General features: G+C 53.1%; 22 protein-coding genes and 1 pseudogene. 6 read left to right on the forward strand and 17 right to left on the reverse strand.

The annotated features are described in order from the left end of the window. Positions 1-34: 34 nt before the first annotated feature. The 11 genes from recO to F822_RS13420 all read right to left on the reverse strand — a co-directional run bounded on the left by recO (position 35) and on the right by F822_RS13420 (position 11071). Entirely contained in the window at positions 35-763 is a 729-nt protein-coding gene (gene recO / locus F822_RS13370; RefSeq protein WP_025040216.1) for a DNA repair protein RecO, read from the reverse strand. Positions 764-1171: 408 nt separating this feature from the next. Continuing rightward, positions 1172-2083, reverse strand: a complete 912-nt coding sequence (gene era / locus F822_RS13375) for a GTPase Era (protein WP_025040215.1) — start codon at positions 2081-2083, stop codon at positions 1172-1174. Between the two features lie 95 nt (positions 2084-2178). Then, positions 2179-2853: a ribonuclease III gene (gene rnc, locus F822_RS13380; protein ID WP_025040214.1), complete on the reverse strand. Its 675-nt coding sequence runs from the start codon at positions 2851-2853 to the stop codon at positions 2179-2181. A 101-nt stretch (positions 2854-2954) separates the two neighbouring features. Next, the gene (gene lepB, locus F822_RS13385) at positions 2955-3758 is read right to left on the reverse strand and encodes a signal peptidase I (protein ID WP_025040213.1); all 804 of its coding nucleotides are present in this window, start codon (positions 3756-3758) and stop codon (positions 2955-2957) included. A gap of 98 nt (positions 3759-3856) precedes the next feature. Next, positions 3857-5653, reverse strand: coding sequence for a translation elongation factor 4 (gene lepA / locus F822_RS13390; RefSeq protein WP_176752772.1), 1797 nt, complete (start codon positions 5651-5653; stop codon positions 3857-3859). Between the two features lie 247 nt (positions 5654-5900). Then, entirely contained in the window at positions 5901-6260 is a 360-nt protein-coding gene (locus F822_RS13395; protein WP_025040211.1) for a glutaredoxin family protein, read from the reverse strand. Continuing rightward, positions 6241-7659 carry a DegQ family serine endoprotease gene (locus F822_RS13400; protein WP_025040210.1) on the reverse strand — a complete coding sequence of 473 codons (1419 nt, stop codon included), beginning with the start codon at positions 7657-7659 and terminating at the stop codon, positions 6241-6243. The genes F822_RS13395 and F822_RS13400 overlap by 20 nt, the downstream gene beginning before the upstream one ends. Before the next feature lie 297 nt (positions 7660-7956). Further along, entirely contained in the window at positions 7957-8943 is a 987-nt protein-coding gene (locus F822_RS13405; RefSeq protein WP_025040209.1) for a MucB/RseB C-terminal domain-containing protein, read from the reverse strand. Then, positions 8940-9467 carry a sigma-E factor negative regulatory protein gene (locus F822_RS13410; RefSeq protein ID WP_025040208.1) on the reverse strand — a complete coding sequence of 176 codons (528 nt, stop codon included), beginning with the start codon at positions 9465-9467 and terminating at the stop codon, positions 8940-8942. Before F822_RS13410 ends, F822_RS13405 begins: the two co-directional genes overlap by 4 nt. A 1-nt stretch (position 9468) precedes the next feature. Further along, positions 9469-10071 carry an RNA polymerase sigma factor RpoE gene (rpoE, locus tag F822_RS13415; protein ID WP_025040207.1) on the reverse strand — a complete coding sequence of 201 codons (603 nt, stop codon included), beginning with the start codon at positions 10069-10071 and terminating at the stop codon, positions 9469-9471. Between the two features lie 664 nt (positions 10072-10735). Continuing rightward, positions 10736-11071 carry a four-helix bundle copper-binding protein gene (locus F822_RS13420; RefSeq protein ID WP_025040206.1) on the reverse strand — a complete coding sequence of 112 codons (336 nt, stop codon included), beginning with the start codon at positions 11069-11071 and terminating at the stop codon, positions 10736-10738. Between the two features lie 504 nt (positions 11072-11575). Between F822_RS13420 and F822_RS13425 the strand changes: the two genes are divergently transcribed. After that, the gene (locus F822_RS13425) at positions 11576-12529 is read left to right on the forward strand and encodes a cation diffusion facilitator family transporter (RefSeq protein WP_231623522.1); all 954 of its coding nucleotides are present in this window, start codon (positions 11576-11578) and stop codon (positions 12527-12529) included. Between the two features lie 199 nt (positions 12530-12728). Beyond that, positions 12729-14315 (forward strand): L-aspartate oxidase, encoded by a 1587-nt coding sequence (gene nadB / locus F822_RS13430; protein WP_025040204.1) that lies wholly within the window; start codon positions 12729-12731, stop codon positions 14313-14315. Between the two features lie 140 nt (positions 14316-14455). On the opposite strand, the gene F822_RS13435 is transcribed toward nadB, so the two are convergent. From F822_RS13435 to F822_RS13445, 3 genes are all read right to left on the reverse strand, one after another. Further along, positions 14456-14809 carry a DUF1428 domain-containing protein gene (locus F822_RS13435; protein WP_025040203.1) on the reverse strand — a complete coding sequence of 118 codons (354 nt, stop codon included), beginning with the start codon at positions 14807-14809 and terminating at the stop codon, positions 14456-14458. Positions 14810-14989: 180 nt separating this feature from the next. Next, complete coding sequence (locus tag F822_RS13440) at positions 14990-15421, reverse strand: hypothetical protein (RefSeq protein ID WP_025040202.1); 432 nt, start codon at positions 15419-15421, stop codon at positions 14990-14992. After that, positions 15418-16350, reverse strand: coding sequence for a zinc dependent phospholipase C family protein (locus tag F822_RS13445; protein ID WP_025040201.1), 933 nt, complete (start codon positions 16348-16350; stop codon positions 15418-15420). Before F822_RS13445 ends, F822_RS13440 begins: the two co-directional genes overlap by 4 nt. Before the next feature lie 235 nt (positions 16351-16585). Between F822_RS13445 and F822_RS13450 the strand changes: the two genes are divergently transcribed. Continuing rightward, entirely contained in the window at positions 16586-18415 is a 1830-nt protein-coding gene (locus tag F822_RS13450) for an ABC transporter ATP-binding protein (protein WP_025040200.1), read from the forward strand. Positions 18416-18535: 120 nt separating this feature from the next. Here the strand turns inward: F822_RS13450 and F822_RS13455 are convergent, their stop codons facing one another. Together F822_RS13455 and F822_RS14995 are read right to left on the reverse strand one after the other, a co-directional pair. Next, entirely contained in the window at positions 18536-19480 is a 945-nt protein-coding gene (locus tag F822_RS13455; protein WP_025040199.1) for a CysB family HTH-type transcriptional regulator, read from the reverse strand. A gap of 26 nt (positions 19481-19506) precedes the next feature. Further along, positions 19507-19707 (reverse strand): annotated as a pseudogene (locus F822_RS14995) (aminotransferase class V-fold PLP-dependent enzyme); the annotation flags it as partial. A 350-nt stretch (positions 19708-20057) separates the two neighbouring features. Here F822_RS14995 and F822_RS13465 point away from each other — a divergent pair. Then, positions 20058-20456 carry a hypothetical protein gene (locus F822_RS13465; protein ID WP_025040197.1) on the forward strand — a complete coding sequence of 133 codons (399 nt, stop codon included), beginning with the start codon at positions 20058-20060 and terminating at the stop codon, positions 20454-20456. Between the two features lie 213 nt (positions 20457-20669). Here the strand turns inward: F822_RS13465 and F822_RS13470 are convergent, their stop codons facing one another. Next, positions 20670-21209 carry a protein YgfX gene (locus tag F822_RS13470; RefSeq protein WP_025040196.1) on the reverse strand — a complete coding sequence of 180 codons (540 nt, stop codon included), beginning with the start codon at positions 21207-21209 and terminating at the stop codon, positions 20670-20672. Positions 21210-21298: 89 nt separating this feature from the next. Here F822_RS13470 and ygfZ point away from each other — a divergent pair, with 89 nt between their 5' ends. Together ygfZ and F822_RS13480 are read left to right on the forward strand one after the other, a co-directional pair. Next, positions 21299-22351 carry a CAF17-like 4Fe-4S cluster assembly/insertion protein YgfZ gene (gene ygfZ, locus F822_RS13475; protein ID WP_025040195.1) on the forward strand — a complete coding sequence of 351 codons (1053 nt, stop codon included), beginning with the start codon at positions 21299-21301 and terminating at the stop codon, positions 22349-22351. 16 nt (positions 22352-22367) lie between these two features. Then, positions 22368-22664 carry a hypothetical protein gene (locus F822_RS13480; protein WP_025040194.1) on the forward strand — a complete coding sequence of 99 codons (297 nt, stop codon included), beginning with the start codon at positions 22368-22370 and terminating at the stop codon, positions 22662-22664. Positions 22665-22707 lie beyond the last annotated feature (43 nt).

A 22707-nucleotide genomic window follows, 5' to 3' on the forward strand; every position in this document is an offset into this window, starting at 1 on the left:
TGGCGCAAGCAGGAGCGATTATCCAAGTAACATATCATAGTTGTTGAAGGTCTTTCAGCAATTGGCGCGTATGGAGCGGTTTGTCGCCGAGATAGTGATTGAGTATATAGCGCATCAGTGCTTTGCTCTGTTGCCGTGTCAGCGTGTCGGAATAATCGCCCCGCTCCATGTCCAGAAGCGTTTTACCGCCCAATTGCAAACCCTGATCGCAGCGATGCCCATTCGACGGTACCGGCCCGCGCTCGATTTCATAGCAGTAATCTTTATTCGCATCGATGGGATTGCCGGAGGCGACGTCGTGATCAAGTGTCAGGGCATAGCCGAGCTCTTGCAGCAGGCGTTGTTCAAAGCGCCGCAGTATGGGAATGTAATCTTTCCCGTTGCTCAGCGCGGACAGCGCCTCCTGGTAATATATGAATAGCTGTTCATGCGGATCGTTACGGTGCAACAGGCGCACCAGCAACTCATTGAGATAAAAACCGCAGATCAGGCCTGTCCCCTGCAGCGGCATCTGGCCTGCTTGCCATTCGGCTTTATGCAGCGTGCGCAGTTCTGTTTTTCCACCCCAACTGAGCTGCAGCGGCTGAAAAGCCCGCAATAGACCTCTGAAGGCGGATTTAGGACGCTTGGCCCCCTTTGCCACCAGTGGCACCCGCCCGAAATTGCGTGTGAAGGCCTCCACCACGAGACTGGTTTCAAGGTACGGGTAAGTATGCAGCACGAATGCGGGCTGGGCGTCCTGACGCTGTTTATCCGCGATCATCCTAGATCCGGTAGTTGGACGGGGTGAAGTGTACGGTTTTTGGGTGCAGGGCAAGGCGCAACGACGCGGAATGTGACCGCGCAGGGCGGAGCAGTGCCTTCCGCAGGAAGGTGCGACCCCGAAGCGGGATGTGGGCACCCCCTTGCGTGTGGAACGCGATCGCGGGATCCCCTGCGCTGCCCGATCCCCGCTTCGCGGGGTCCCCTCGGGCGACGCTTCGGGGCGCCGTTCCATTCCAAGGAGTTGCAACGCTGCCATGTGCCGCAAAAACCGTGCAATTCACCCTGTAGCGGCCCTCACCCGGAAGGTAAGTGCCAAATAATATGAAATATTGTTATTAATCATAACACTGATCTATTAAATGAGCGGTCAACTACCGGATTTAGGATCATTGTTCGTCAACCGGGTTTACGCATACCCCAGGGTTTTCAAAACCCGCGCGTCGTCGGCCCAGCCACTTTTAACTTTTACCCAGATCTTGAGATATACTTTACCACCGAAATTCTCCTCCATATCCTTGCGCGCGGTGGTGCCGATCAGCTTGAGCTTTTCCCCGCCCTTGCCAATGATGATCGCTTTCTGATTGGCCTTGTCCACGATGATGGAGGCGTCAATTTTGCGCAGTTCTCCCTCCATCTTGAATTGATCGATGACGACGCTGGTTGAATAAGGAATTTCCTCACCCAGCAGCCTGAACAATTTTTCACGAACCAGCTCGGCGGCGATGAATCTTTCATCGCGGTCGGTTGCCTCATCTTCACTGAACAATGGCGGGTTTTGCGGCAAATAGGGCCGAACCGTGTCTACGAGTGCCGATAGCTGTGTTCCTCGCTCAGCACTTACCGGAACGATTGCGGCGAAAGGGAACTCCTTTGACATTTTTTCGAGAAAGGGAAGCATCTGCGATTTGTCGATCATCCGATCTACCTTATTGACAGCAAGAATCACCGGCCGGTCTTCAGGCAGAAGCTTAACGACCATTTTGTCGCGATCATCAAAACGCATCGCCTCAATAACGAATATCACCGCATCCACATCGCGCAGGCTTTGGGTAACGATACGATTCATTGCGCTATTCAGACGATTCGTATGCCGAGTCTGAAAGCCGGGAGTATCGACAAAAATAAACTGGGACCGTGCGTCGGTAAGAATGCCGTTGATGCGATGGCGCGTGGTTTGTGATTTTCTTGATGTGATACTGATCTTTTGCCTGACGAGGCTATTCAACAGCGTCGACTTGCCGACGTTGGGGCGTCCCACGATAGCGACATAGCCACTGCTATGGTTGGGATCGGTAGTATGGTCGAGGTCGATATTCATGCGGGAAATGGTTAAAGGGAAACGGAGAGCCGGTGATGGGCGAGCGTGCAGCGCAAAAAAAACATAAGGAATTTCCTGCGCTATCCGCAGTTTGCTTAACGGCGCGAATGAAGCTGCTCATAGGCTTGTTTCGCTGCTTCCTGCTCCGCGCTCCGCCGGGAGGTACCTTCTCCCACCGTGCGAATGTCAGGTTTTACAATCATGCATTCCACTTTGAATTGCTGCTGGTGAGCTTCGCCGGTCGTAGCGATAACAGAATATTGCGGCAGCGCCAGCCTGAGGCTCTGAAGATATTCCTGCAGAAGCGTTTTAGGGTCTTTTCCCAGCGTTTGCGCATCCAGTCCTTTCAGTAAGGGGGTGAAAAGCGCTGTGATGACTTTCTCGGCTTGCGCAAAGCCTCCGTCGAGGTATATCGCGCCGAGTACCGCCTCCAATGTGTCGGCGAGAATAGAAGGGCGCCGCTCTCCGCCGCTTTTGAGTTCTCCATCGCCAAATCTGATCAGCTTTCCCAATTCAAGCATCTGGGCTCGTTCGGCCAGCGCTTGCTGATTGACCAGGTTGGCCCGGACCCGCGATAAATTACCTTCCGTAAGATCCGGGAAATGCCTGAATATCAATCCTGCGACGGCACAGTTGAGTACGCTATCGCCGAGAAATTCGAGGCGCTCATTGTGCGGAAGGCTATGGCTGCGATGAGTCAGTGCCTGGCGCAGCAGTTCCGGCCGGTTAAAGATGTAGCCGATTTTCCGGCAGAGCGCATCACTGTTCATATCCTGCAAGTTTTATGCAATCCTTGATCCGGATGATGACCGCACTGCCGCTGCGTTATCGTATGGCACAACTTACGCGCCGTGATTCGCCCTGGCCCCGGCTAGTCAATCGATAACCCGATACGCTTGAGATCATTGAAATTCCACCAGATCATGAATGCCTTGCCGACAATATTGCGCTCCGGAACAAATCCCCAGTACCGGCTATCGCTGCTGCTGTCCCGGTTGTCGCCCATGGTGAAGTAATTGCCTTCAGGCACCTTGCAAGTGAAACCATTGTCATTGTAGCTGCAATTCTCATGGTGGGGGAACGGACGCACGCCGGCAAGCTGTATGGGGGGAACTTCTGAATTGATGAGAATCCTATAACTGTGATCTCCCACTGATTCGCTGAACCGACGGCTGTAAACGTAATTCAGGCCGGATTCCACATAAGTATATTCCCCGTCCGGCTGCGTTTTAACTGGAATATCATTTACAGCGAGCCTCTTGTGGTGATAGGTGACGGTATCGCCCGGAACCCCGATGATGCGTTTGATGTAGTCCATCGAGGGGTTCTCCGGGTAGCGGAACACCATTACTTCGCCACGTTGCGGCTCTTTTACGTCCAATAATTTGAGATTGACGACTGGCAACCGGATGCCATAAGTATATTTGTTCACCAGTATGAAATCCCCTACCAACAGGGTTGGAATCATCGAGCCGGATGGGATTTTGAAAGGCTCCACCAGAAACGATCGTAGACAGAAGACGACCAGGATCACGGGAAAAAAGCTTTTGGGATACTCCACCCACCAAGGTCCTTGCGCTTCCGGCGCGCGGTGGCGGCGCAGCGCGAAGCGATCGAGCAACGAGATACCGCCGGTTGCTATCAGCAGTATCAGCATGATGAGAGGAAAGTTCATTCTGCGTCCCCGAGTGGTAGTATTTGGCGCCGTATTGAAGGCAAAAACTGCTCCGGCTGGCGTATACAGGCCTTTTCAATACGGATGCCCATTGTTTGCTATTTGTCGCCCACTTGCAGAATAGCCAGAAAGGCTTCCTGGGGAATCTCGACATTCCCGACCTGCTTCATTCGTTTTTTTCCGGCCTTCTGTTTTTCGAGCAGCTTGCGTTTGCGGCTGATGTCCCCGCCATAGCACTTGGCAAGCACATTCTTGCGCAACGCCTTGATACTTTCTCTCGCGATGATATGCGCACCGATGGCGGCTTGTACCGCAATATCGAACATTTGCCGAGGAATCAATTCGCGCATTTTCTGCGCGAGTTCCCGTCCCCGGTACTGGCTGCTGGCGCGATGCACAATGAGTGACAGCGCATCCACCTTTTCGCCGTTAATGAGAATGTCCAGCTTGACCAGATCGGAAGTTCGAAATTCCTTGAACTCGTAATCCAGCGAGGCATACCCGCGGCTTGTGGATTTTAACTTATCGAAAAAATCCATCACGACTTCATTCAGCGGCATTTCGTAGGTGAGCATCACCTGCCTGCCCATGTATTGCATGTTTTTCTGTGTTCCGCGCTTGCTGATGCAAAGCGTAATGACCGCACCCACATACTCTTGTGGAACGAGGATGGTAGCAGTGATGATCGGCTCGCGGATTTCCTCTATTTTCGACAGATCAGGCAGTTTTGACGGGTTCTCGATTTCAGTTATGGAGCCGTCGCGCATCACTATCTGATATACGACTGTCGGGGCGGTGGTAATGAGATCCATGCCGTATTCCCGTTCCAGCCTTTCTTGCACGATATCGAGATGCAGCAGGCCGAGAAAACCGCAGCGGAAACCAAAACCCAGGGCTTGCGATGTTTCTGGCTCATACTGCAACGATGAATCATTGAGCTTCAATTTTTCCAATGCGTCGCGTAAAGCCTCGTACTGGTTCGATTCCACCGGATAAAGGCCGGCAAATACCTGGGGTTTTATCTCCTTGAAGCCAAGCAGCGGCTGGCTGGCGGGACGTTCCGCCAAAGTTACCGTGTCTCCCACCTTGGCCGATTTCAATTCCTTGATGCCGGAAATAATAAAGCCGACCTCGCCCGCACCGAGAGATTCCCGGTTTTTTGACTTTGGCGTGAATACGCCGACCTGCTCGCATAGATGGACAGTCTTGCTGGCCATCAGCAATATCCTGTCTCTGGGTTTGAGTATCCCATCCAGTACCCGCACCAGCATCACTACGCCAACATAGTTATCGAACCAGGAATCAATGATCAGGGCCTTCAGCGGCGCAGCAGGATCACCTTTGGGTGGTGGGATACGTGCAATAACCGCTTCGAGGATATCCAGTACGCCCTCTCCGGTCTTGGCGCTGCAATGCAGCGCATCCTGGGCGTCGATGCCGATAATATCCTCTATCTCTTCAATGACGCGCGCTGGTTCGGCTGCAGGTAGATCGATCTTGTTCAGTACCGGCACGACTTCCACCCCCTGCTCGATGGCAGTGTAGCAATTTGCAACGGTCTGGGCTTCTACGCCTTGCGAAGCATCCACCACCAGTAGCGCGCCTTCACAGGCTGCCAGCGACCGCGATACTTCGTAGGAAAAATCGACGTGCCCCGGTGTGTCGATCAGGTTCAGAAGATAATGAGTACCGTCACGCGATTTGTACTCCAGCGCGGCTGTCTGCGCCTTGATCGTAATTCCGCGCTCGCGCTCCAGGTCCATGGAATCCAGTACCTGCTGCTCCATTTCACGGTCCGACAGGCCGCCGCACAAATGGATGATGCGATCGGCGAGGGTGGATTTACCATGGTCGATATGGGCAATGATGGAAAAATTACGAATGTGCTGCATCAGCGGTCAGGGAGTCGGGGATGGAATCAAAGAGGATGATGATCGGAATGGCGGGATTATAAACAACTAAAAAGGGCACTACTGTGCCCTCTTGAAAATGTATGGTATCGATCCTCGCACGTCCTGCGAGGACCCGGCAACCCCGATTATTCAAGAATACGCATTCTAGCAGCCTGTCGGACTTAAAGGAAATCGGCTGCAAAAGCGTCTGGCCGGTCCATATTTCGCCGCTTTTCGGCCAATGGAATAACTATTGGCCTTTAAAGTCTGTCGTCATCCGGTGACTTTTTCGCTGTGGTTCTTCAAGTCCGATAGACTGCTGGCGAATTTTGGCGAAATAAGCATCAAGCGCAACAGGATCGAGGTGATAGTGACAAATTTCCTCCCCCTCCGCTACCAGTACCGGAACCTTCAAGCCGAAACGCGACCGTAGCGCTTCATCACCATCCACATCCACCACTTCAAGGTGAAAAGAAAGCTGCACTTGCAATTCACGCAGGGCGGCGATCATATCCTGGCAGAGATGGCAATTCTCCCGGCTATATACCACCAGCTCAAATGGATCGCGACGGGTATCGGAAGCGGCCGGGTTATTTGCTGTCGTTGCCATTGAGCTTCATCGTAATGAAAGTTGCGGTATCGCCACGCCTGACCAGGAGTGCGATGTTACGCCCTTTTCCGGTTTTGTTGAGCAGCTGATTGAATTGCTCAACAGTGGTAACATCCTGATTATTAATGCTGAGAATCACATCGCCGGGACGAACGCCGGCGTGGCTGGCGATGCCTGGCACCATGTCTTCCACCAGCAGACCGTTGTCCACTTCCAGCTGTTTTTTCTGGTCTGCGCTGAGCTCGCTCAAGCTGAGCCCGATACGATTGGATGTATCCGGCGCTTTACCCCGTTTACCGCCCCGGCCCACCGGTTTTTCATCTGGTGGCGTTTCGTCTACCGTCACCGTCATTTCCTTGGTAGCGCCGTTACGCCAAACCTGCACCGGCACCTTCGCCCCTGGCTTGGTGGCGCCTACAATGCGCGGTAAATCACCTGCAGCCGTCACGGGTTTACCGTCGAACTTCAAAATGACGTCTCTCGCTTCCATTCCCGCTTTATCTGCGGGGCCGCCCTTTTGTACGGAAGCGACCAGCGCGCCGTCAGGTTTCGGCAATCCGAAGGATTCCGCGAGTTCCTTGGTTACTTCCTGGATCAGTACGCCAATCCGGCCACGGCTCACCTTGCCTGTGGCGATCAACTGGTTTGAAATATTCGTGGCTACGTCGATGGGAATGGCAAATGACAAGCCCATGAAGCCACCGGTACGGCTGTAAATCTGGGAGTTGATACCTACCACTTCACCATTCATGTTGAATAATGGCCCACCCGAATTGCCGGGATTGATCGCCACATCCGTCTGAATGAAAGGTACGAAATTTTCCTGTGCCAGGGAGCGACCCTTGGCGCTGACGATACCGGCGGTCACGCTGTTTTCAAAGCCGAAGGGCGAGCCGATTGCCACTACCCATTCGCCGACTTTCAATTTGCCCGGATCGCCTTGAGTTACCTTGGGCAAGCCGCTGGCTTCGATTTTGAGAAGCGCGATATCGGTTTTCCGGTCGGCGCCAATCAGCTTGGCGCGGAATTCGCGCTTGTCGGTAAGCTTTACCGTAATTTCATCGGCAGCATCCACCAGGTGCGCATTGGTCAGGATATAGCCATCGGAACTGATGATGAAACCCGAACCGAGCGATTTCGATTCGAAGTCCCTGGGTGCGCCGCCATAGGGCTGCATGTGCCGGCGAAAAAATTCAAAAAATGGGTCATCCTCGGGAATATTAGGCATTCCCTGAAAATCCCGATTGGAAATCATGCTGGGCGCTTGCACCGTGCTGATATTCACCACGGAAGGGCCTTCTTTTTCGACGAGACCGGTAAAATCGGGTAATTCCCGGGTCTGTGCGAAAACGGCAGTTGACAATCCAATCAGCGTCATCAGAATAAATTTGCGTATCATTCTCTGTCTTCCATAGGATAAAAGCGAATAAACCATCCGTTCGAGATAATAGCTGAGCTTCTGCAAGACTATCATACCGAACTTTTCAGTCTGGCGCGCCAGAAACGGTTTCGTAACAGGCTCAGGAATCAAACGGTATAGGCGGGGCATTTTTACTCACCACAGCTGTTATCCATACCTGAGCTTGATGACAGGTAACCTGGGCGAAGACCTCCGAGCACATTTTTCCGGTTCGTGGTTCGTTATCAGCGTGCGTCAGAATACAACTCAAGCGGTGTTGAGATTCCATCCCCGCTTCTAATCGGCCTTTCTGCTTACCGAGTTTCCGATTTGCATGACGGTGGCCGGCGGAACTTCACCTACCGTTGTTACGACGTTATCCGCCACCGTGCGGCTATAGATGTTGATTGCACCACGGCTGTGATAAAGCCCGTCATTCGGCGGGGGGGAATCCTCGGAAACTGGCTCGATGAACACGGATACCGCGGCAAGACCATCCGACAACGCGATATGTCCCACGGGCGCAGGTTTTCCTGAGAGATGACGCTTCATTTCGATGATCTTTTTGAATCCCGGAGGCGGATCCTTTACCTGCCAGCCGAGTTTGCCACGGCCCACCGTGGACGATACGAGATTGGTGGTGCGCCACTCGGCAGCTTTCTTGGCATATTTGGATTTCAACAGTTCTTTATCTATATTGCCGCCAATTTTCAAGGCGGTAAAAACAAACTGTTCGACGACGTGGCCCTTATCCATTACCGCGGCTTTAAGTAGCAGGCCGGTATGGATATCCACCCATAGTTTCTGACCATAGCGCTTGTCGTCCCTGGGTTCCAGTTCGATTACCTGGCAAAGGTAATCGCTGACGCGTTCCTGCCCACCTTTTTTGACAATATAGCTCTCATCCAGATTATTCAGGGGCTGAGGCAGCAGTGCCGGAAAAACCTTCCGAAGCCAGCGCTTTTCAGTGACAACGGTCTTGCTTTCCGGCAAATAGCACCTCATCTCATCATTATTACGGATGATTTCCCGGGGTGCGCCATCCAGCACTTCGCTTCTTTCCTGCTCGCCGTCCTCATTCACGAAATGGATGATGCGAGAGGTCTCGATGTGGTCGCCGGATGAATAAATGAAAGTGCCGACGTAGTTATACTGGCGAGGCGCGGCAGCGATCTTTTGCAGCCAGTTTAGTGCCTCTGGGGAGGAACTGGATGGATGTTGTGCAAATACAGGTTGAACGTTGGCGCATAACAGCAATAGGGTAGCCAGCGCGACCCGTGTCATCTGGCAAAATTTTGGTGCGATTCCGCGGACGTACGCATATAAGGCGCTACGCCATGCACCGAGGTACTCGGCGAAAATTCCCGGTGCGCAAGGAGGTAATCATTAATTTGCGCTGGGGCCGACACCGCTGCCGGAACCGCCGGAATAGCGGTTGCAGGAACCGGATTGTTCTCCGCCAGATTTTGCCGTGCCACCTCCGGAGGTTGCATCGTTTGCAGGCTCATCCATCCTGCGACGGCTACTGCCGCGATCGAGGCAGCGGCAGCGTAGGCGATCGGCCTATGTTTCATCGACGAGCGCGGTGCGAGCACAGCCCGTATATCCGGTTCGGAAGCCAACCTTGCACCGACGCGACGTGTGATATCGAAAGGTTTCACATCGGATTGTCCCAGCGAATCGCTGATCAGATGATAAAGCGCCCATTGCTCGCGTAAGCCATCCATTTTTCTGAATTGATCGACGACTACCGTTGCCTCTTCAGGATCCAGCTCGCCGTCCATCAACGCTGATATTTTATCTTGCATGCTACCACCTCTTATCTTTGCCGGTCCCCAGCAGGGGCCGTAGTTTTTCCGCTATCGCTTCCCGGGCACGAAATATTCGCGACCGGACCGTACCGATGGGACAATTCATGATGACAGCAATTTCATCATAACTCAGCCCCTCAATTTCTCTCAGCGTAATTGCCGTACGCAATTCTTCAGGCAGTTCCTCCAGGGTCTGATTAACCGTCTGCGCGATCTGCTTGCTTGTCAGTTCGCTTTCCGGCGTGTTCATCTCCCGTAAATGACTGCCCTCCTCAAAGCCTTCTGCATCTTCGTTATCGAAGCCGGCGGTGGTCGTCGGCGCACGCCGACCTTGAGCCACCAAAAAATTTTTTGCCGTATTAATACCAATCCTGTACAACCAGGTATAAAACGCGCTGTCTCCACGGAACGACGGTAACGCGCGATAAGCTTTTATAAAGGCTTCCTGGGTCACATCCTCCACTTCCGCAGAGTCGCGGATAAATTGCGATAGCAATCGTGCGAGTTTGCGTTGATACTTGATCACCAGCAGATCGAACGCGCGTTTGTCTCCCTGTTGCGCGCGCTCCACCAGCTGCTGATCGATTTCCCGGTCACCCATGCCACCTAATCCCTGAATTTGTGTTTTTTATACTTGTGACTGCTGCATTACGAGGCAGCCCAGTCAAGTATACTCGTTCAAGGGTCCATCTGGGTATTACGCGCAGACACACTATCGGTGGCCTGTGTGAACAGACAACGCATAATATAAATTAGTTCAGCTGAAAATATGGTTATTCGATATGGCAGAGTTCATGGCGCAATTCCGAACAGTTTTATAATATAAGAAACGAACTCAATAACAGTTCAAAAGTTAAATTGAGGGACCGAAGGGAATGGAAAGGCTGCTTCAATTGCCGGGTTTCACTTTATCGGTGTCCTCACTCTTGCCCAGGTACTGCATAAAAACGACATAACCAAACAAGGGTCGTGGTTCAAATACTGCGCTCGATGTCAATCTGCATCGCATCAAGCACAACCCCGGGGTACTTGCTGCTCACAGTGCTACTTCAACCCGGCATTCCGCCGATGTGAAAGTGAGGGTTGCGAGAATCAGTGACTCTGGCAGCCTGTCGGACTTGAAGGAAATCGGCTGCAAAAGGGTCTGGCTGGTTCATATTTCGCTGCTTTTTCGGCCAATAGAATAACTATTGGCCTTCAAAATCCGTAAAATCTGTTCTCACCCAGTCACTTTTTCGCTGCGATTCTTCAAGTCCGACAGGCTGCTAGCTTGCCATGCTTCGGCAGCTTTCCGCGCATTTGCGGCAGGCGCGGGCGCATTCTTCCATCCCATCCAGTTTTTCGCAACTTTCCGCGCAAGCATCGCAAATTGTGGCGCAGACGCCACAGACATGATTGCTCAGCCTGGAACCGCTCAGCATGAAATTAAGCGACGTCTGGCAAATTTCGGCGCAGTTTATCATGAGTCGGAAATGCTCGGGCTCCAAATGTTTTCCGCCTGATTCAAGGCAATGATTCATGGCGGTTTGCAGGCAGATCTGGTGGCAATGGCTGCATGCATCGATGCATGCTTGCATGTCGTGGCTATTATCGGTAGGCATGGTAAGACATCTCCTTTTTTGCTCGTCAAGCGGCTTCCATGTGGCCAAGGCGAAAATCGGTGCAGGAAGATAATATGCACGCGCGGCGCGGTGTGTTCTGTACGATAGCAGACATAGCCTTTGCTATTAACCCAGATAATTCATTAAGCGGCTCTGCGAGCCTAGGCGAGTGCTGGCGGTCAGTTTGCGGCCATTTTCGCTACCTGTGCGGCGTCCATAGGTCAGCTATGGACTTCTCTCAACCGACAAAAACTGTCTCGCAACCTGTCTTGCCATCATCTCGTGTCTTTAATGAATTATCCGGGTTTAAAATCGGGGGAAGGGAGCAGCGAGTGTGCACATTTGCGTGAGTTCACTTAATCGGTCATTCGGAGGCCCAACCTGTTTCGATCAACGCTTCATGAGTAAGCCCGGCGCATATCGGATGGGAGTAATATCAGGTCGGGCAGTATTAATGCCGGCCCGGCGATATGCCGACACATATCCTTCTCATCCAAGCGGAGCATGATGGGAAATTACTCCGACCACAAGCATGAGCATACTTCTTCCGGATCGCCTTCACCGGTTGGGCATGGCGGTCATCGGCACGCGAACCCGCATGACAACGGACGCATATTTGCGATTGCCATCGTTTTAAATATAACGTTCGTAATGGTTGAGTTCGGCTATGGCTTTGCCGCCAACTCCACGGCTTTAGTGGCCGATGCAGGTCACAATTTATCGGATGTGCTCGGCCTTGTACTCGCCTGGGGCGCCGCCATTCTGTCGCGTAAAGCGGCCAGCGAACGCTACACTTATGGATTGCGCAGTACTTCCATTCTGGCTGCGCTGGCTAATGCCACGCTGCTTCTTGTGGCCTGCGGTGCGATTGCCTGGGAGGCGGTTCACCGTTTCTCGCAGCCTCCCGTCATATCCGGCCTGACCCTAACCGTGGTTGCAACTGCAGGTGTGATCATCAACGGCTTATCCGCGTGGCTGTTCTTGAAGGAAAGCAAGGACGATCTGAATATCCGGGGTGCGTACCTGCACATGGCGGCGGATGCTGCGGTTTCCGCAAGCGTAGTGGTTTCAGGCATAGCAATAGTTTTAACGGGTTGGTTCTGGCTCGATCCCGTCATCAGCCTGATCATCATCACCGTGGTCATCTATGGTACCTGGGGCTTGTTTCGTGATTCAGTGCAGTTGATATTAAGCGCGGTACCGGCGCACATCGATATCGCCGCTATCGACGCCTATCTACGGCGCCAACCCGGCGTAACGGATGTACACGATTTGCACGTATGGGGTCTCAGCACGACAGAAAGCGCATTGACCGTTCACCTGGTAATGCCTGAGGGTTATCCTGGCGACACATTCATGGACGAGATCAGAAATACACTCGAAGTCCAGTATGCAATTCATCACAGCACCCTGCAAATCGAACAGGGGTTCGTCAGCCATGCGTGCCATATAAAATAATCCTCAGTGGGGCGTCCTTTCCGATGTTTGCTATAGGAGCCCGTTCCAACTTTCCCATTCGTCGGTGCGGAAGCTTGGGTGAAGTCGGCATGTCGCTGCCCTGCCGCAAAGCATGGTGGCATAATGCGTATAAAGACTGGCGGCAGGTCTGTTATTATTGCATTCATTGGAATTAAAACAAGAATACTCAATTGCTCAATTGCCACAGCTCAATTTCGACACTCTGATCATCGGCAGCGGTCTGGCTGGCCTCACTCTGGCGCTGAATCTGGCGCAAACCAACAAGGTGGGCCTCATTACCAAACGTGCGCTACTGGACGGCGCCAGTGGGTGGGCGCAGGGGGGGATTGCCGCGGTTTTGTCGGAGGAAGATTCGCCAGAAGCCCACATAAGGGACACGCTTATCGCAGGCGCGGGACTCTGTAACGAAGCCGTTACGCGATACGTGGTGGAAGAAGGACCCCGGGCCGTCCAGTGGCTCATCAGCCAAGGCGTTCCGTTCACTCGAAATCAGGGCAGCGGGACCGGGTATCATTTGACCCGGGAGGGCGGTCACAGCGTACGGCGCGTGATCCACGCGGCGGATGCGACGGGGCAGGCCGTGCAGTTGACCCTGATCGAGAAGGCACGTACCCATCCCAATATCACCGTGCTTGAGCACCATGTCGCGATCGATCTCATTACCAGCGCGAAACTGGGCCGCGCAGATCATAACGGCAACCGCTGCTATGGCGCCTATGCGCTGGACAGCGCAGCCGGACAGGTCTACACCATCGGTGCCAATAACACGGTATTGGCGACTGGTGGTGCCGGCAAGGTTTATCTCTACACCACCAATCCCGACACCGCTACCGGCGATGGCATCGCCATGGGTTGGCGCGCTGGCTGCCGCGTTGCCAATATGGAATTTATCCAGTTCCACCCCACCTGCCTTTATCACCCTCATGCCAAATCATTTCTCATCAGTGAGGCGGTACGTGGCGAAGGCGGTTTGCTGAAGCTTCCCGATGGCTCGCGGTTCATGCCCTGGCACGATCAACGCGCGGAGCTTGCGCCGCGGGATATTGTCGCCCGCGCAATCGATTTCGAAATGAAAAAACGCGGACTCGATTGCGTTTATCTCGATATATCCCACAAGCCGGCCAAATTCCTGAAAGAGCACTTCCCCAACATTTATAAGCGCTGCCTGGAATTCGGCATCGATATCACCGTGCAACCGATTCCTGTTGTGCCCGCCGCTCACTACACCTGTGGTGGCGTCTTCACCGACCGGAAAGGCAAAACCGACATGGATAATCTTTATGCGATCGGCGAAACTGCCCATACCGGTCTGCATGGCGCCAATCGGCTGGCAAGCAACTCGCTGCTGGAGTGCCTGGTGTTCGGCCAGGCGGCAGCCAATGATATTATCGGGCAGACACCAGCGCCCGCCGTTGAGTTGCCGCAATGGGACGAAAGCCGTGTTACCAATGCAGATGAAGAGATCGTCATCTCCCACAATTGGGACGAATTGCGGCGTTTCATGTGGAGCTACGTCGGCATTGTCCGCACTACCAAGCGTCTGCAACGCGCACAAAATCGAATCGGTCTTCTACATGAAGAAATCAACGAGTATTACGCAAATTTCCGTGTAACCAGCGATCTGCTGGAACTACGCAACCTGGTGGATACCGCTGACCTTATCGTGCAAAGCGCCATGCTGCGGCATGAGAGCCGTGGTCTGCACTACAGCCGGGATTATCCGGAGCTACTGCCGGAAGCAAAGGATACGGTAGTAAAGCGGTAGTGGACCTGCCCCTTTCATTAGCTTCATGACGTAGGATTCTACTGCACCATGTACTAATTACGGGGAGCAGGTCAAACCATACTTATCACGGTTATTGTCGTTCTTAAAGTAGCAGAGAGCGCTTAATACAAACGGCTATGTCACGCCTCTACCATCACTTCGAATCCACCATAGATCAGGCGCTTGCCGTCAAATGGCATTGAGTTGGCCTCAGGCTGCATTCGCGGGTCGACCATCACCTTCTTCCAGGCTTCATCGCGCACTTGGCGCGAGGGCCACGTCACCCACGAGAACACCACCGTCTCGTCCGCCTGGCACTTGACCGCCATCGGAAAGGACGTCAGCTTGCCCTCAGGCACGTCATTGCCCCAGCACTCGACGACGTTCAGCGCGCCGTACTCCTTGAATACTATGGCAGCCTTTGCGGCATGCTCCCGGTAGGTTTCCCGGTTGACCGTAGGCACTGCGACAACGAATCCATCAACGTAGTTCATGATTTATCTCCTTCATGGTTTAAATCGAATCTACACCGACAAAGCCAAAGCAAACCAAAAATAATATCTTGCATTGTTCGTCCCAGTGTTAGCAAAAGAGAAAGCTTATGCGACACAGGGAATATCAATTGGTTCATTGCCTTAGGCTAGGCCCTGGCGTGGCATAAATAAATATGAATATCAATTTCCGCCACAAATCTGTTCAGTATCGATCGAGAACTCGCATGGCTCCGTCTTTCCCATCCAGCGTTCGCGATCCATCGGGCCGGAACAGCCTGCGTCTTCCAGAAGCGCACGGGTACCGGTCGCATCGCATATGAGCACAACCGAGTGGCGTTCCTGCCGCAGCACCCTGAGCTTATAGCCCCGGAAATTTTCCAGCAGCACCGGATCATGTCGGGTGGCGAGTTCCAGCAATTCACTGTCGCCAAGGTCAGGTGGTGGGTTCTTGTAACGCACCGTCGACTCTACCGCAGCCGATAGTTTTGTCAGTGCAGAGGCTTTGACGTACATTTCCTCACTATCGGGGCCTCGCTGACTGGAGGTGCAGGCCGCCAGGAAACCAATCGTGATCATAACGCCAATGGCGTTGGCAACAGTGATTCTGGTCATGCGTGGCTCTTCCAATAAACATAGTTGCCGTCAACGTCTCTTCCGGTATCCAGATTCCAGTTGACCGATGCCGTCTGGTACGTGTCATCTTTCGTGAACACGGCACTGGCAATATATGCCCAGGCGGTAAGGACATTTTCCATCGCCCGTTCGAATATCTGATCATAATTCATCGGTCCGAGAGGGGTGGTCAGACTCTTCAGATATTGATTGTCGAGATCAGCTATCGCCGGATAGGTCAAGCCGAGATTGGCGGCAACATGTCGCGCAAAAGGGGGAAGTGCACCGCCTTCTTCCGCTTTGTCAACGATGAACTTGAATGCGCCGTGCCAATTGTCGATGATCGGAGGATTACTTTGATATGGGTTGGAATAGCAGGTCTCGAGCATGCGCTGCCAAGTCCTAACGATGATCGGATCGAGCTTTCCGCTGTCGGGTTTATCGCAGCATCCCCAGATTCCCGAATCCAGATGCTCGCCCAAACCTATTTCACCGATATTCAATCGCTGAAATATGTAGGCATCCTGATGCATCTCGCAGATTCTGTGCTTGCCCTTGTTTTTTTGATATTCGCCTACTTTCAGTTCGATGACGGGATGAATCGTCACATCCGCCACGACATGGCTCGTATATCCCAGTAGCCAGGCAAATGTCTTCTGCTGCGATGCGCCTTCCAGCTTTCTAATAAGATCAATTCCTGCTTTGATCATATCGCCGGTTTTTTGGTAATGCATTCGATCTGCCCACTGACAGGCATCGGGATGAGCGATATCCAGATAGGGATAATCCGGGCTGACCGCGCCAAGCTCGCAAAAGCGGAAGTAATCCAGTACCGGAACGATTGCCTCAGGCGTTAAACCGCGACTTTCGAGCCGGACCGGTTCCCTGATCAGATTGACGAGCGTGAGATGTGCATAGGCACCAGGCATGTATGCTCCAGGTTCCACTTCCTTGATCGCATGCCATCCAGCCTGGTTGGGCGGTGCCGCGATCGTTGATCGGATATTGCATCGGAGAATCGGTGCTATTGTATATTTTGTTTCAGCTTCAGGCTGCGATGGTCATCACCGTATTTTAATGTAGCGATGCATCAGCCGAATATCAAATTTAATGCGTTTTAGCGACCAGAGGCTTGTTGTTAAAGCTGTTATGGGATGATTTTAAATGTTTAGTTACTTTGAGAAACTGATTTATCCCTATCCCGATTCCCAGGACAGGATTCCGCCAAAACGCTTTTCATCTTTCGTATGGGAAGCGACAGATGGCGTAAGGCGGTATCTTGTCGCCATGACCCTGCTTACCGCATCCATAGGCGCGTTCGAAGCAATATTGTTTGCGATACTGGGGAAGGTGGTTGACTGGCTCAGTGAAATTCCGCCTTCTCTGCTATGGCAACAGGAACGGTACACGCTTCTTCTGTTTGCCGGGATATTGGCGGCAAGCCCCATATTGGTCGGATTGCAAAATCTCATTAAGCACCAGGTGCTGGGGGGGAATTTTCCGATGCGGCTACGCTGGAATTTCCATCGGCTGATGCTCAATCAGAGCATGAACTTTTATCAGGATGAATTTGCTGGCCGCGTAGCGGCCAAGGTCATGCAAACCGCTCTCGCACTGCGTGACGTCTGCTTTATCCTGGGAGATATCCTCGTTTATGTAACGATTTACTTTTTTACGCTGGTTGCGGTGGTCGGTAATTTTAATGTCTGGATGTTACTGCCTTTTATGGCGTGGTTAATTCTCTACATTTTCACATTGTGGTTTTTTGTTCCGCGTATGAGCCGGGTTTCTCAATCCCAAGCCGATGCACGTTCTCTCATGACGGGGCGCATCAGTGACGCTTACACCAATATTGCCACGGTCAAGCTCTTCTCACATGCGGGCAGGGAAGCGAGTTACGCAAAATCGGCGATGCAGGAGTTCCTGAAAACGGTGCATAGCCAGATGCGATTGATCAGCAGCTTCGAGACGGTTAATCAGATCATGGGCGCGGCGCTTATCATCGGTGCGGTTGGCGTGGCGTTGCTGTTATGGACAAAGGGTGAAATAGGCGTCGGCGCGGTTGCTGTCGTCGGTGCAATGTCGCTACGGCTCAACGGCATGTCGCATTGGGTCATGTGGGAAATGGCGGCGCTATTCGAACATGTCGGCACTGTGCGAGACGGCATCAATACCTTATCCCGCGCGCATCTGGTAACCGATTATCCCGATGCAAAACCGCTGCGCATCAGTAATGCCGATATCAGGTTTGAGGAGGTGCTCTTCTGTTATGGAGGAGATACACCCGTGATAGATCGCCTCTCGCTGCATATCAGGCCAGGCGAAAAGATTGGACTGGTTGGACGTTCAGGCGCAGGTAAATCCACCCTCGTAAACCTGCTGCTCAGATTTTATGATATCGAGCAGGGGCGCATACTGATCGATGACCAGGACATCAAATATGTTACCCAAAACAGTTTGCGCGCCAATATCGGCATGGTCACGCAGGATACTGCGCTCATGCATCGCTCGGTGAGGGACAACATTTCATATGGCCTACCCGATGCGAGCGATGAGAATATGATAGCCGCTGCGAAAAGAGCCGAAGCACACGATTTTATAGCCGGGCTGACCGACCCCATGGGGCGTAAAGGCTATGACGCACATGTGGGCGAGCGGGGAATAAAGCTTTCGGGTGGTCAACGCCAGCGGATTGCGATAGCGCGTGCCATGCTGAAAGATGCGCCGATCCTCCTGCTCGATGAAGCGACCAGCGCCCTGGACTCTGAAGTGGAACTCGCCATCCAGTCCAGCTTGTATCGATTGATGCAGGGTAAGACAGTGATCGCAATCGCACATCGCTTGTCGACTATCGCGGCAATGGATCGCCTGATCGTGATCGATAAGGGTCGTATTGTAGAAGAAGGCCACCATCAAAGCCTCATAGCGCTCAATGGCCTCTACGCGCGGCTATGGAATCATCAGAGCGGCGGGTTTCTGGGGGGCGACATGTAATTTGTTTTGGCGCATGCCCTACCTTGCACTGCGCCATACTGCATGAATGAAATAACCAGAGTAAAGGTTCTGGTCGAAGTTATGTAACGGAGACCGGGAGTAGGAAGCAAGCGGTTCAATTCAGGTGCCCAGCTCTATGTCCACCTCGGGCTTGACGCCTGTGCGGATAGCCGCTTCCGTCAGCGATGGCAGGCACAGCTCGATGAAGCGGTAAGCATAGCCGCGCAGGTAGTGGCCGCGCCGGATGGAAATATTGGTCGTATTTTTCTCGAACAGGTGCGAACTATCGAGCAGGTTGAGCTTCGTATCCCGCGTGGGGTTGAATGCCATGGAGGCGACAATGCCCACCCCCAGCCCGAGTTCGACGTAAGTCTTGATGACATCGGCGTCCAGTGCCGACATGGCGATATCGAGTACCAGACCTGCCTTTGCGAATGTCTGGTCGATCCCTGTCCGCCCCGTGAAACCCTCGTGGTATGTGATAACAGGAAATTCGGCAATCGCTTCAAGGGTAAGGAGATGGACAGATTCCAAGGGATGTCCGTGCGGCACGATGACAGCGTGATGCCATGAGTAATAGGGAAAGGACGCCAGCTCCGAGACGCTCTCCAGCGCCTCCGTGGCAATGCCGATATCTGCATGGCCGTCGAGCAACATCGATACGATCTCGCCGGGGCTGGCCTGATGCAGGACGAGATGCACCTGAGGAAATGCCTTTTTGAATTGGGTCACCACCGGTGGCAAGGCATACTGTGCCTGAGTATGCGTAGTTGCAATGGTTAGCCGCCCCTGCTTCCGGTTGCTGAATTGCTCAGCTAGACGCTTGACGTTCTTGGCATCAAGCAGGATGCGTTCGACTATCTTCACCAGTTCCTTCCCCGGATCGGTCAATCCGAGCAGCCGTTTCCCCTTGCGTATGAACAGCTCGACGCCCAGTTCATCTTCCAGGTCTTTTATATGCTTGCTGACGCCGGATTGCGAAGTAAACAGGGCGTTTGCCGCTTCGGTGAGATTGTAGTTCTGCCGAACTGTTTCGTGGATGATGCGCAATTGCTGAAAATTCATGTTATTCAACCTAATCTGGTAGTTGACATGTTCCCGCCGCCTTGCCACGGAGGAGAAGTGTTGCGTAACTTGTTTTTGCCGAACAGCGCACCGATGCCTGCCGGACCGAATACCTTATGACCGGAGAAAACAAACCAGTCGCAATCGAGTTGCTATACATCCACGCGCATGTGCGACACGAACTGCGCACCATCCATCAGTACGTGAGCCCCGACACAGTGAGCCATTGGATCGGTTCCCTCGCCTGGCGCTGTTCACCGTCGACGATATTTTTGGCGACTGGCAGAAGGCACAGAAAATGCACTTCGCCAAGGGTGGAATTTTCGAGCAGATCCAGAGCAATTGAAAGTGATACTGTACCTACCGGCGTTACCTGAATCACCGGCGCATTCTCGATTCGTTGATCTGCTTTCGTTCCTTGCTTTTTGAATGTCGTGATCTATATTGTCAATGGGAGTCGGCAAAGCCGGCATCTCCAGCCAACGCCTTTACGTTGCATATTGATCAGCTAATCCTCCTTTAACGCGGCCTATTGTCGTCGTCTCGAGCGGGGTTAATTTTAATGAAGGAGTTATCCATGCAACCGGATCAGCCCGTCATCCAGATTCCAAACCAGTATCAACTCAGCGGTAAGCATCTCCATGTTACATACTCGACCACCAGTTTTGATGGAAAGCCGCGTTTCACCTACCAGGACCGGCAGCAGACGCTCAGCTTCAGCGGGGATGAGATTCGTAGTGTCGAGACTGAGGTCGGCATTCTTGTCAGCGTAACCATCCGCATGACTGTCGATACCGGTGGGACTACTTTCAGCATCCTGCTGCCGCATGTGCAGATACCGGGAGAGCAGACGATACCCGTCAAAACTTTCGGTATAACGACTATACACAAGTTCTCGATCATACCGATTAGCGGACAACGAGACTTTTATACGGTAACACGTCTGAGCGGCAGCGCCTCGCTGGTTTTTTTCTAGTCCGCTGGATTTTAAACCAGCACATCGGATGACGCTTAGCCCGCTTGTTTGGAATGACTCAAGCCGTAGCTTCTGCCTTATCAAGCAGCGGGCATTTTCCGGAACGCGGGCTTGATGGCAGCGCCAACAGTTGACGAGTACCCAGCCGTTGGGGACCATGGCTTGGTATTCGGTTGAATACAGCATGCTTGCTACATATTAGAACGGTAAGCTTCAACCCGGGCCTGCCGGGTTTTTTTCCGTAGGATCTTTCCACTTCCACCGCAACAGCACTCGCAACTGCCTGAACTGCTCCGCATCTACTCCGTCCGGTAGAATCACTATACTGCGCGCGAAAAATCTTTGCCGTCGTCTCGGGCAAGTTGAAGGGGGAGGTAATTTGGTGGGTTCCTGGCGTTTTAGCGGCTTCAGTTCGAGTAACGTCAGATAAGGCGCGACAAAGCTGCTGCCGAGCAGTGTGCAAACGATGCGGTCGCCGCATCGTGTTTCAAGCATGCAAATCATTTCTTCCGATAATTCGATATTCATCACCGAATCCGGCGAGCGTAACAAAGCGTGACGCCTCAAGTAGAAAACAAGGCTGACGACCAGCATGGCGGATCCCGCGAGTTTGGCCGATATGGGTAATATCAGCGGCCATAGCAGGCCGATCGCCGCGAAATGGGCGACACTCAGCATCGCGGCAAGGCGCCTGGAAGGTTTGAGCCGGACAACCAGCAGCGGGGGAAGAGGCGAAGGCATGAAGTCAGCCATGATCGAATTATCTCATTCCTGGCGATTTGCCGCTCATCCGGAGCGTATGCTTTATAATTAACACTTTCCACAGCCATAAATCGTTCTGCATGAACCTAATCTGGCAAGCATATCTGCGCAACCATGGCGCCATTATCCAGGATGACCGCGTCGTCGGCTTTGGCGACAACGCGGCCGAACTTGAGAGTGCCCGGTCTGCTACGGTATTAAGCGATCTTTCGCACTTTGGCCTGATCCACTTCTCGGGAGAGGATGCGCAATCCTTCCTGCAAGGGCAGTTGAGTTGCGACGTAAAGCAGGTCAATGCTTCCGCTGCGCTCTATGGAGGTTATTGCAATCCGAAAGGCAGGTTGCTGGCGAGTTTCCTGATCTGGAGCCAGAGTATCGGCAATGGCGGTGGTTACGTCATGCAGTTGCCCGCGGTAGTGCGGCCCGGCATACAGAAGCGTCTGGCCATGTACGTGTTGCGCGCTAAAGTAAAGCTTGCCGATGCCAGCGATGATCTGGTGTGCTTGGGTGTGGCGGGAAACCATGCCGAGGCGTTGGTGCGGAAAAATCTGGGTGAGGTTCCCGCTTCCCATCTTGGAGTGATTCATGGCGAATCAGTGAGCATAATTCGCCTTGCGCAAAATCGATTTGAACTGGCCATCGTGCCGGAAAAGGCCCCCGCAATATGGGAAGGTCTGAGCAGGGACGCCGTACCGGTGGGCGCACCCTGTTGGGATTGGCTGGAAATCAAAGCCGGTATTCCCATCATTACACCCGCCACTCAGGAGCAGTTCGTGCCGCAAATGGCAAATCTGGAGGCCATCGGCGGCGTGAGTTTTCAAAAAGGTTGCTATCCTGGTCAGGAAATCGTGGCTCGCAGTCAATATTTAGGTAAAATCAAACGTCGCATGTATCTGGCGAATATCCGGCCGGGGATATCTGAAAACCCGGTTGAGGCCGGAGACGAGCTATTCGGCGCTGATATGGGGGAACAATCCATCGGCATGATAGTCAACGCATCACCTTCCCCTGATGGCGGCTTCGACGTGCTGGCGGTCATTCAGACAAGTAGTGTCGAGGCCGCAGCGGTTCACTGGAAATCGCTGGCTGGCCCATCGCTGGAGATCACGCCGCTACCTTATTCACTAAGCTAATGAACGGGACAACTTTATGGGGGTTTTTCATCATCATGCAACCGAGTCCCGCTATGAAGTGGCGCGAATGGCCAAGTGGGATCTACTGCCCAGGCACCTGGTATCGCCATGGGTCCTTTTTACGGGCAGCGAACCGGTAAATACTTGTTGCCATACCGCACGGGCGTCATTGCTGGCGGGATTGCCAGGCGAAAGTACCCGGCAATTTGATCGCCAAGGCAACACCATCAAATCATTCCCGTCGGGGAATGCCAGGAGCCCATCCAGCAAGGGGTATCCGGATCTGCAAGGATATCTCAACAAGTTTTGCTAACTGCTACATCAAATCCAGTGTTGTCAAGGCTCAGCCGGCATCA

The sequence above is a fragment of the Nitrosospira briensis C-128 genome (genome assembly GCF_000619905.2).
Classification (GTDB): Bacteria; Pseudomonadota; Gammaproteobacteria; order Burkholderiales; family Nitrosomonadaceae; genus Nitrosospira; species Nitrosospira briensis.